Annotated in this window: 11 protein-coding genes; 6 read left to right on the plus strand and 5 right to left on the minus strand. The window is 67.4% G+C overall.

Features of this window, described 5'->3' with window-relative positions:
- Positions 1-159: 159 nt before the first annotated feature.
- Entirely contained in the window at positions 160-1,446 is a 1,287-nt protein-coding gene (locus M1L58_RS04040) for a polysaccharide biosynthesis protein (protein WP_248657914.1), read from the minus strand.
- Between the two features lie 8 nt (positions 1,447-1,454).
- Positions 1,455-2,822 carry a M1 family metallopeptidase gene (locus M1L58_RS04045; RefSeq protein ID WP_248657915.1) on the minus strand — a complete coding sequence of 456 codons (1,368 nt, stop codon included), beginning with the start codon at positions 2,820-2,822 and terminating at the stop codon, positions 1,455-1,457.
- A gap of 219 nt (positions 2,823-3,041) precedes the next feature.
- Here M1L58_RS04045 and M1L58_RS04050 point away from each other — a divergent pair, with 219 nt between their 5' ends.
- Complete coding sequence (locus M1L58_RS04050; protein ID WP_006866682.1) at positions 3,042-3,470, plus strand: DoxX family protein; 429 nt, start codon at positions 3,042-3,044, stop codon at positions 3,468-3,470.
- Between the two features lie 132 nt (positions 3,471-3,602).
- Here M1L58_RS04050 and M1L58_RS04055 read toward each other — a convergent pair whose 3' ends face one another.
- Positions 3,603-4,175, minus strand: a complete 573-nt coding sequence (locus M1L58_RS04055; RefSeq protein WP_248658049.1) for a hypothetical protein — start codon at positions 4,173-4,175, stop codon at positions 3,603-3,605.
- Positions 4,176-4,284: 109 nt separating this feature from the next.
- On the opposite strand from M1L58_RS04055, the gene M1L58_RS04060 reads away from it, so the two are divergent.
- Positions 4,285-4,779: a DUF5709 domain-containing protein gene (locus M1L58_RS04060; protein ID WP_006866684.1), complete on the plus strand. Its 495-nt coding sequence runs from the start codon at positions 4,285-4,287 to the stop codon at positions 4,777-4,779.
- A gap of 124 nt (positions 4,780-4,903) precedes the next feature.
- Here M1L58_RS04060 and M1L58_RS04065 read toward each other — a convergent pair whose 3' ends face one another.
- Positions 4,904-5,653 carry a Clp protease N-terminal domain-containing protein gene (locus tag M1L58_RS04065; RefSeq protein WP_248657916.1) on the minus strand — a complete coding sequence of 250 codons (750 nt, stop codon included), beginning with the start codon at positions 5,651-5,653 and terminating at the stop codon, positions 4,904-4,906.
- A gap of 180 nt (positions 5,654-5,833) precedes the next feature.
- On the opposite strand from M1L58_RS04065, the gene egtB reads away from it, so the two are divergent.
- Positions 5,834-7,135, plus strand: a complete 1,302-nt coding sequence (gene egtB, locus M1L58_RS04070) for an ergothioneine biosynthesis protein EgtB (protein ID WP_248657917.1) — start codon at positions 5,834-5,836, stop codon at positions 7,133-7,135.
- Entirely contained in the window at positions 7,132-8,067 is a 936-nt protein-coding gene (egtD, locus tag M1L58_RS04075) for an L-histidine N(alpha)-methyltransferase (RefSeq protein WP_248657918.1), read from the plus strand. Before egtB ends, egtD begins: the two co-directional genes overlap by 4 nt.
- Before the next feature lie 6 nt (positions 8,068-8,073).
- Here egtD and M1L58_RS04080 read toward each other — a convergent pair whose 3' ends face one another.
- Positions 8,074-9,129, minus strand: coding sequence for an LLM class flavin-dependent oxidoreductase (locus M1L58_RS04080; RefSeq protein ID WP_248657919.1), 1,056 nt, complete (start codon positions 9,127-9,129; stop codon positions 8,074-8,076).
- A gap of 215 nt (positions 9,130-9,344) precedes the next feature.
- Here M1L58_RS04080 and M1L58_RS04085 point away from each other — a divergent pair, with 215 nt between their 5' ends.
- Both M1L58_RS04085 and M1L58_RS04090 read left to right on the plus strand, forming a co-directional pair.
- Positions 9,345-9,734 carry an SHOCT domain-containing protein gene (locus M1L58_RS04085; protein ID WP_006866689.1) on the plus strand — a complete coding sequence of 130 codons (390 nt, stop codon included), beginning with the start codon at positions 9,345-9,347 and terminating at the stop codon, positions 9,732-9,734.
- 47 nt (positions 9,735-9,781) lie between these two features.
- Complete coding sequence (locus M1L58_RS04090; protein WP_248657920.1) at positions 9,782-10,765, plus strand: ABC transporter permease; 984 nt, start codon at positions 9,782-9,784, stop codon at positions 10,763-10,765.

The raw sequence follows: 10,765 nt of genomic DNA on the forward strand, positions 1-10,765 counted from the left end.
AGCCTCGAAGGGCTCCCGACGCCGTCTCACCAGGTCTTCGAGGCTCGTCGCTTGCGCTCCTCGCACCTCAGACAGCGAGGGGTGGCTCCTCGGATTTCGGAGGACGAGGGTGGCTCCTCGGGTCTCGGAGGGCGGGGTGGCGCGTCGCTTGCGTAGCTCTCAGGCCGCCGGTCGCCGCAGCACCCCGACCACGTGCACGCCGAGGCCGACGAGAGGACCGACGACGAGGGCGACGCAGGTGCGGACCTCGACGTCGGCCGGGATCAGCAGCATGCCGACGGCGACGAGCGTGGCGACCCACCATCCGGCCGCGTACCAACGGTGGGCGCCCGCGGCGATCGCGGCGGCGCCGGTGACGGTCAGCAGGGCCAGGCACGTGGCACCGGCGGTGAGGAGGGCAACGACGTAGCCGTCGAGGTCGAAGTCGGCGCCGAAGATCGATCGCAACAGCCACGGCCCGACGGCCCACGCGGCCACGATCCCGACCCCGCCGATCACGCCGACGATGCCCAGCGGAGCTATCAGCGCGGCGGTCCGACGGTCCCGTCGGTCGACGAACCGTGAGATCAGCACGCCCTGGAAGCTGTTGAGCGGCACCAGCAGCGGCGCGCGGGTGAGTGTCACCGCCAAGATCAGTGCGCCGATGACCCGCGCCTCATCGGCGTCGGGGGTGCCGCGCAGGTTGGCGGTCAGATTGATGAGCACCGGGAAGCCCATCACGAGGACGGCACTCGCCGCGGCCGCGGCCATCGCGGTCAGGGTGTTGGCAGTGAGACGGCGCGGTGGCACGTCGCCACCGACCCCGACCGCACGCCGGGCCGCCGACGAACCGAGCAGCAGCAGACACCACGACACGGAACCGATGACGGTGATGACCAGGAAGGCCGTGGTGCCCCAGCCGGCGGCCACCGCGATGACGGCACCGGCCAGACGGATCAGCGCGTCGACCGACAGCAACACCGCGAACGACGACCAGCTCAGCATCCCGGACAGCGCGCCGCACAGGTGCGCATACACCGCGAAGCTCGCCACCCCGGCCGACAGCAGGGCCACCGACAGCCAACGCTCGTCGGTGAAGACCTCACCGCTCCACAGCGGCGAGGTCGCGGCCACGAGAGTGGCCAGACCAACCCCGATCCCGACGTTCACGAGTATCGGTCGCGACCGGACGGTGCCGTCGGAGGCCGCGCGCACGGCACGCGTCGTCTCCTGCAGCTGACCGTTCTGTGCACCGGTGACGAGGCCGTAGGCCGCCCAGAACACCGCGAAGACGCCGTATCCGATCGCGCCGAGATGTCGTGCGGCCAGCAGCAGCACCAGATAGCCCGATGCGGCGGCGATGAGCGTCGCGATCGTGACGCGTCCCAGGGACCGCGCGTCGGTGTCGGTTCCCCCGGCCGCACCGGAAGGGGTGTCCGGCGTCGGTGCCGGCCTGTCCGTCGTCACGGGATGCCTCAGGACGGGGTGGGGAACGGCGGCAGCTCGGGGGTGAACAGCCAGGCGTCCCACAGGTCCTTGAGCGGCTTCGACGAGTGGTTGGCGGCGAGCGACATGAAGTCCTCGGTGGTCACCGACCCGTAGCGGTACTTCTCGGTCCACCGTCGCAGCAGTGCGAAGAAGTCACCGTCACCGATCCGCAGGCGCAGGGCGTGCAGCGTCAGTGCGCCGCGCTTGTAGACCCAGTCGTCGAACATCTTGCGCGGGGTGGGATCGGCGAGGGGCACCTTCACCGGCTCGGCGTCGAGCTTCTCGTAGTAGTGGCGGGCCCACTCGTCGGCGCTTCGGCCGCCGGACCGCTGGCTCCACAACCACTCGGCGTAGCAGGCGAATCCCTCGTGCAGCCAGATGTCGCGCCAGCGTGAGGCGGTCACCGAGTTGCCGAACCACTGATGGGCCAACTCGTGGGCGATGAGGCGGTCGGCGTCGCGGCTGCCGTCGCAGTGATTGGCGCCGAAGGTCGAGAAACTCTGTGCCTCGATGGGGATTTCGAGTTCGTCGTCGGTGACGACGACGGTGTACTGCGGGAAAGGATAGGGCCCGAACATCTCGATGAACGCCGAGATCATGTCCATCTGCGGGCCGAAATCGATCCCGAAGTTCTCTTCGAGGCGGGACGGGATGAGCCCCGTCACCGGAAAGGGCTTGTCGGCCAACGAGATCTGCTTGTACTGACCGATCTGGATCGACGCCAGGTAGGTGGGCATCGGCTCCACCTGCTCATAGACCCAGGTGGTTTGCGCGGCGCGGGCCCTCTTGGACTCCAGCACGCCGTTGGCGAGCGCGTGGTAGGGGCTGTCGGTGGTGATCGAGATCCGGTACGGCGCTTTGGCACTCGGATGGTCGTCGCACGGGAACCACGACGCCGCCCCGTTGGGCTGGTTGGCGCACAGTGAGCCGTCGGTCAGTTCTTCCCAGCCCACCTCACCCCATGGGCCTCGGATGGGACGGGGGCTGCCGTGATAGCGGACGGTGATCGTCATCGCGCCGCCCGGCGGCACCGGGGTGTCCGGCGTGATGGTGAGTTTGTTGCGGCGATGGCTGTAGCGGGCACGCTTGGCGTTGACCGAGACCCGCTGCACGGACATCGAGCCCGCGAGATCGAGGGTGAAGCGCTTGAGTTCCCGCAACGACGTCGCGGTCAGGACAGCGGTGCCGTCGAGGCGATTGCTCGCGACCTTGTACTCGAGTTCGAGGTCGTAGCGGGAGATCCGGAAGCCGAGATTGCCGTTGTCCGGCAGGTACGGATCGAGGACGTCCGACGGCGCGCCCAGGACGGGCTGCCCGGTGTTCCCTCGCGACCCCAGGCCAGACTTTCCCGGCACTCTCGACTCCTACTCCGTTCTGCCGTATGGCATGTTCGCCGGCGGTCGGGTGCCGTGGCCCCCGGGTTGCCGGTACGGTGCGTTTTGGGTCACGACGCGGTTGCGTTTGATGACTCGATTTCGGCGTAACACCCGCGACGAGGTGATGTCGTCGCGGACACTGTGAGAGTACCTGGCGGCGGGGATCCGGGCCCGCCCGACGATGCGAGGAGCAGGGTTATGAGCGGATTCGGCAGTGTCGCGCAGTTTCTCGCGCGACTGATACTCGGCATCATCTTCATCGCCCACGGCTGGCAGAAGCTGGTGACGCAGGGGATGGACGCCACGAAGGTGGCCTTCGGTCCGGCCGGCATGGACGTGCCGTACCCCGATCTCGCCGCGTACTACGCGACCTGGGTGGAACTGGTCGGCGGCATCCTGCTGATCCTGGGCCTGTTGCTGCCCATCGTGGCCACGTTGCTGATCGCGGACATGATCGGCGCGATCGTGTTCGTGCACTGGGATGCGGGATTCTGGAACGCCGACAGCGGATACGAATGGCCGCTGGCACTGATCGCCGGTCTCCTGGCGGTCGGCTTCACCTCGGCGGGACGTGTGGCCGCGGACAGCTACATCATGCGACGGCGGCGTCGAACCGACGTGGTCTGAGGCTCGGCGGTAGGCGAAGCTCGAGACGAGCAGGGTCGCCACCTCCGCACGGCGGCGCCGGTTCCGCCGACGCAGCCGGCGTGGAGGTGGCGATTCCCGTCGGAGCGGCGAGGGCTCGGTCGGGCGGGGTTGTCAGGCGAACGCCAGGCCGTCGATGGTGGCCGAATTCTGCGATGCGGTGTCGTTGTCGGCGAGCTGGGCCACCAGGCGCGCGATCACGGTGCGTTCCTCGTCGGCATGGTGCAGGCCCACTCCGTCGATCTCACCAGGGGTGAGGATCTCCAGGGGATCGGTGTCGTGCCGGTGGATCACCGCGGCACCGAGAAGGCGCTGTGCCTGACCGGGATCGATGTCCCAGCAGGCGTCGGCGGTCATCAGGTAGAGGCGGACGGCCGGCGGATAGTCGTGCAGGTTCACGAGCGCCCAGGCCCAGTGCTTGGCGACGTCGACGGTGTCGGCCTCCCCGCGACCGTGGGTGCGCACGTACTTGCCGTGCAGCTCGCTGCAGAGGTAGTTGGCGTCGGTCCACAACTGCAGGTGAGACATGCACCGGACGCAGTCGTGCAGATTGGACAGATACTTCGTCGAGTATGGTCCCTCGCGTCGTGCCCTGACCTCGCGGAGGACGGAGAATGCGGCGAGCGCATGCTCGTATTCGCCCGCGGAGAGGAGAGCTTCGGCCTCGACCTGCAATTCCTCGATCATCTTCGTCATTCTGGTCGATTTCGCGGGCGGCCACCGGCGTATTGACCGAACTGGGACAACCCGTGCCGATTCCTGGCACAGGCCTCGACAGGCTGGCATCGTGGCAAGGATGAAGGACGACATCGGCAGCACCCCCGAAGGCTCCGACGGCGAATACAGCCTCGACGAGGACGATCAGCTCCAGCCGGAGGACACCCTGGTCGACCGCGGAGTCGACGACGTCCTCGACGAAGGTTATTCACCGCCCGACTACCGGCCCAAGGGCGCTGTCCACGGGTTGACCGCCCAGGAGCAACGCGAGGGCGAGAGCCTCGACGAGCGACTGGCCGAGGAGGAGCCCGATGTGGGTGCGGTCGATCCGCTCGACGAGATCACCGCCGACGAGCATGCCAAGAAAGACTGGCGCGCACACGATTCCGACCGGAGCGACGAGTTCGACGAGGACGACGAGGTCGGTGACCGACGGGCCGGTCGGCTGATCGCGCCGGACGAGGGCTCGGGTATCGACACCGAATCCGAGGTCATCGCTGCCGACGCGGGCATCGACGGCGCGGGCGCCTCGGCCGAAGAGGCCGCGGTGCACTACATCTCCGATCAGGAGTAGGGGGGACCTCGATACGGCCCTCGGGTGGCCCCTCGGGCCTACTCGGCCGGCGGGTTGGGGGCCTCGGGTGGCCCCTCGGGCCTACTCGGCCGGCGGGTTGGGGGCCTCGGGTGGCCCCTCGGGTCTACTCGGCCGGCGGGGCGAACTGCGCGAGAGTGTCGACGATCTTGTCGCGGATCGCGGTCTTGTCGAGCCCCAGGCCCGTGAGTGCCTCGGCCACCGAGTTGTCGGCGAACAGTCCGAGCAGCAGGTGTTCGGTGCCGACGTAGTTGTGTCCGAGATCGACGGCGATGCCGACGGTTGCCTCAAGGACCGCCTTGGCCGCGTCGTCGTAGGGCACAACGGTCGACGCCTCTGATTCCGGGACGTCCCGCGACGCCGGGACGAGCGGTGTCACGGCCTGTGCGAACGCCTCGGCGTCGACCCCGAACTCCCGCAGCACCACGAAGACCAGGGCCTGTGGATCGTCCGTCATCGCCGCGGCCACGTGCCCGGGTGTCACGAATTCGGCCCGATCCGCGGCCGCCGCAGCGTTGGCGGCCATCAGGACGTTCGCTGCGCGGGGCGTGAACCGCGAGAACGGGTTCGACTCGTCGGCCGGTCCGCCCGCGGCATCGCCTGCGGCCGACACCCGGTCGACGAACCGCTTCTGAGCTGCCTGTTTGCTGACCCCCATGCTGGTTCCGATCGCCGTCCACGACGCGCCGGATCGGCGGGCCTGGTCGACGAAGTGGCCGATCAGGCTGTCGGCGACCTCGTCGAGGTGGGCGGCGGCGAGGACTGCGTCGGACAGTTGGTCGAGTGGGTCGTCGTGCACCTTGCGGATCGCAGCGATCAGGTCGTCGAGACGGACGGGAACGGAGTTCTTTGCCATGCGTCAACCGTAGGTTGACGGGAACTCTGTCGTCAACCCTCGGTTGACGATCGGATCGTCCGGGGGTCGGATGCAAGGCTGACCATCGTTGACAGCGACGGAAACCGTCGTGACGATGGATGCGGAGATCCGCCGAAGACGCCGCCGCACACTCCTTCGTTTGCCACGGGAGGCTTTCCAGTGAGCATCACCGAACCCACTGTCCGCCCAGACTCGCGATCAGATGCGGGTGCCCCGGATGCCGAGCGCCCGGGAGTGGTCGCGGGCGGTTCCGACACCGTCCGTCGCTTCCTCGATGTGCGGTCGCAGACAGACGCGCTCGCCGATCGACTCTCGCCGGAGGACCAGACGCCGCAGTCGATGACCGAGGCGAGTCCCGCGAAATGGCATCGGGCGCATGTCACCTGGTTCTTCGAGGAGTTCATCCTCCGCCGGAACCCGGACTACGTGGTCTACGACGAGACGTTCCGCTACCTGTTCAACAGCTATTACGAGACCGTGGGAGAACGACACCCGCGTCCCGATCGCGGTCTCGTGACCCGGCCGGGCGTGCGCGACGTGACGCGGTATCGCGAACACGTCGACGCGGCGATGGTCGCGGCCCTCGAGTCCGGCCGACTCGACGACGCCGCGCTCGGCCTCGTCGAACTCGGCTGCAATCACGAACAGCAGCACCAGGAACTGCTGCTCATGGACATCAAGCACCTGTTCTCGACGCACGCGTTCGGGCCGGTCTACGTCGACCGCGAACCGGACGCGCCCGGGGAGGTCGCGCCGATCCGATGGCGCGAGTTCACCGGTGGTGTCCACGAGATCGGTGCTGTCGGAAGTGGATTCGCCTACGACAACGAGGGGCCACGGCACCGTGTCTATCTCGAGGACTTCGCGGTGTCCGATCGCCTCGTCACCAACGCCGACTGGCTGGAGTTCATGGCCGACGACGGATACCGACGTCACGAATTCTGGCTCTCCGACGGATGGGCCACGGTCAACGGAAGAGACTGGCGTGCACCGGGTTACTGGCGCGAAGAGGACGGCGGGTGGACGACCTTCACGCTGTCCGGACGCCGGCCCGTCGTGCCCGATGAGCCGGTGACCCACGTGTCGTTCTACGAGGCCGACGCCTACGCACGTTGGGCCGGCGCACGCCTCCCCACCGAGTTCGAGTGGGAGGTCGCCGCGGGAACACTCGGCGACGCGCGTGGACAGCTTCTCGACCCCGACCGCTGCCATCCGGGCCGAGCCGGTTCGGCGATGGTCGGTGACGTCTGGGAGTGGACGGCCAGTGCGTATCTGCCCTACCCGGGATTCGTCCCGGCGAACGGGGCGGTGGGCGAATACAACGGCAAGTTCATGTCCGACCAGCACGTGTTGCGCGGTGCGAGCGCGGTGACTCCGGTCGGCCACGAGCGGATCACCTATCGCAACTTCTTCCCCGCCGCGTCGCGGTGGGTGTTCTCGGGACTGCGGCTCGCCCGATGACTCTTGCCGCGGACGCGCTTTCCGGGTTGTGGCAGGACCCGCCGACGCTGCCCACCAAGTGGCTCTACGACGAGCGCGGGAGCAAGCTCTTCGACGAGATCACCCGGCTGCCCGAGTACTACCCGACGCGCCGGGAGACCGCGATCCTGCGCACGCGTTCGGCCGAGATCGCCGCTGCCACACAGGCCCAGGTGATGGTCGAACTGGGTTCGGGCACCTCTACCAAGACCCGGTTGTTGCTCGACGCCTTCAGCGCCGCCACACCCGACGCCGAGCGGTTCACCTACGTGCCGGTCGATGTCAGCACCGAGATGCTCACGATCACGGCCGATGTGTTGTCCGCCGACTACCCGGGCATCGACGTCGTCCCGGTGGTCGCGGACTTCACCGAACCCGATCTACGTCTGCCCGACGCCGACGGCCCTCGCCTCGCCGTGTTCCTCGGCGGCACCATCGGGAACTTCGACCCCGACGCGCGGCGGGCGTTCTACCAGGGACTGGCGAAAGCGCTCTCGCCCGGCGACTTCTTCCTGCTCGGCACCGACCTCGTCAAGGACACCGGCCGACTCGTCGCCGCCTACGACGACAAGGCCGGTGTGACAGCCGATTTCAACCGCAACCTCATAGAGGTGCTGCGGACCGGGCTCGACGCCCGCGGCCTGTACGCCGACGACTTCGAACACATCGCGCGGTGGAACCCGGGCGAACACCGCATCGAGATGTGGCTCCGTGCCCGCCGGGACATCGACGCGTACTTCGAGGTCCTGGGCCGGGCGTGGCGGCTTCCCGCCGGTACCGAGATCCACACCGAGATCAGCACCAAGTTCGAGCCCGATGCGCTGCGCGACGAACTCGAATCCGCCGGACTGCGGGTGGTCACCGTGTGGACCGACCCCGCCGGGGATTTCGCGCTCACGCTCAGCCGGCGCTGAGGCCGCTCACCCCTCGGCGAGGAGCTCCCGCACCCGCGGGATGACCTTCGTACCGTAGAGCTCGACGCTGCGCATCAGCTGCGCGTGCCCCAGGGTGCCGTGGGAGTACTTCATGTCGAAGCGACTCAGGTCGAGACCCTTCGCCGTCGAGACGATCTTGCGGGCTACGGTCTCCGGCGATCCGACGAACAGCGCGCCGTCGGGCCCGGTGGACCGCTCGAAGTCGAAGCGGCTGGGCGGTGGCCACCCTCGTTCGCGCCCGATCCGTGCCACATAGCCTCGGTAGTGCGGCCACAACTCCTCGCGTGCCTGCTCGTCGGTGTCGGCGATGTGGCCCGGGCAGTGGACGCCGACCGGCAGGTGGTCCTTCTCCAGGTCGGTGAGAGCGCGGTGATAGAGGTCGACGTAGGGGCGGAAGCGGAGGGGGTCGCCGCCGATGATGGCCAGCATCAGCGGGAGTCCGTACGACGCTGCGCGCACCACGGATTCGGGGCTGCCGCCCACGGCGATCCACGTGGGTAACGGAGGGTTCTCGAGCTGCGGGAACACGGGCTGAGCGCGCAACGGGCCGCGTGTCGAGCCCGACCAGTCGACCGGCTTGCCGGTACGCAGTTCGGCGAAGAGTGCGAGCTTGTCGGCGAACAGCTCTTCGTAGTCGGCGAGGTCGTAGTCGAAGAGGGGGAACGACTCGGTGAACGAGCCGCGGCCGAGGATCACCTCGGCGCGGCCCGAGGAGAGCGCGTCGACGGTCGAGAACCGCTGGAACACACGGATCGGGTCGTCGGAGCTCAGGACCGTGACGGCCGAACCCAAGCGCATCCGACTCGTGCGTGCGGCGACGGCGCCGAGGACGACCTCGGGTGCGGACACCGAGTAGTCGGCGCGGTGATGTTCGCCGACACCGAGGAAGTCGACGCCGACCTCGTCGGCCAGGATCGCCTGGTCGAGCACATCGCGCAGTGTCTGCGCGTCGGAGAGCGGGGTGCCGTCGGGGGCGGCGGTGATGTCACCGAAGGTGTCCAAGCCCAATTCGAGTTCGTGGCCGGCCGTATGTGATTCCATTGCGTCTCTCTGTTCTTCCGGTTCTGTTGCGAGCCGGAACCGGTTATGGGACACATTCTCATATGCGGCAAATGGTGTGCCGCTACGTCGTGCTGATAGTTCTCACGGCCACTTTGGCCTGACAGAGCAGTACCGAGGGTATTGCTGTGCCATGCTTCTATCCGTCAGGGGACCATTGTGAAGTGGTCCTTTTCTTCTAGAAAGAGGAGACCTTCATGTGGGACTCATTCTGGGATTTCATCTGGTACACCATCGTCATCTTCGCATTCGTGGCGTACCTGATCGTCCTGTGGCACATCATCACCGACCTGTTCCGTGACAAGAAGGCGTCGGGCTGGCAGAAGGCCGTCTGGGTGGTCTTCCTGATCATCTTCCCGTACCTCACCGCCATCGTGTACCTCCTGGCCAAGGGCAAGGGCATGGCCGAGCGTCAGCGCGAGGCCTACACCGAGGCCAAGCAGGCCTCCGACGAGTACATCAAATCGGTCGCGGGAACCTCTCCGACCCAGCAGATCACCGAGGCGAAGGCTCTCCTGGACTCCGGTGCCATCACGCCCGAAGAGTTCGAGCACCTGAAGTCGAAGGCTCTCGGCGGAGCAGCCTGAGTCACGGTACGGTCGTCACACCGACCTGACGACGACCTGGAGCCGCGGTGATCGGATACCTCTGTAAACGCATCGCGGCCTGGGCTGTCCTCGTCTTTCTGGCAACCAATCTGACCTATCTCCTGGCCACCTGGTTCCTCGACCCCCGATCCAATTTCGCCGTCCGCCGACCCCCGTTGCCGGAAAGCGTCGTCGACGCCACGCTGTCCTCCCACAACCTCAACGACAAGACCCCGCTGGTCGAGCGTTGGTGGAACTGGCTGACCGGCGTGGTGCTGCACTGGGATTGGGGGTCGACGCCGGTCGGTGAGAGTGTCAACAGCGAGATCGGTTTCCGGCTGGTCTCCTCGGTGCAGCTGCTCGCCGCCGCCACCATCATCTCCACCCTGCTCGGTATCGCCCTGGGCGTCTACACCGCGCTCCGTCAGTACAAACTCGCCGACCGTGCGTGGCAGTTCATCTCGATCGCGATGATCAACCTGCCGGTTCCCGTTGTCGGCCTGGGCATCGTGCTCGCCGCCATCTCTCTCAACCAGTCGCTCGGCCACAGCGTCGTCTACGTCTCCGGGGCGTCGAGCGTGGGGGTCGAAGGTTTCTTCCCGGTGCTGCTGGACCGTGTCCAGCACCTCATCCTCCCGACGATCACCCTGGTCGTGATCCAGTACGCGGGACTGCATCTCCTCCAGCGGTCGATGGTGCTCGACACCATCAACGCCGACTACGTCCGCACGGCTCGCGCGAAGGGGCTCACCCGTGGCGTGGCGGTTCGACGACATGCGTTGCGCACGGCCATCATCCCGGTGGCCGTCGGCATCGCCTTCGCGATCCCCGCGGTGTTCACCGGCGCAGTCCTCACCGAGACCATCTTCGGATGGGAGGGGATGGGCAGGTACTTCGTCACCTCCATCAACACCAACGACATCCACGGGGTCGTCGCCGTCGCTGCCTTCGGTGCCCTGGCCACCGCGGTCGGCGCGATCCTCGCCGACCTCGCCGTGGTCTACCTCGACCCGAGAGTGCGGGTGAGCTGA

The organism is Gordonia sp. C13, from assembly GCF_023218005.1.
In the GTDB taxonomy this organism is placed as follows: Bacteria; Actinomycetota; Actinomycetes; order Mycobacteriales; family Mycobacteriaceae; genus Gordonia; species Gordonia namibiensis.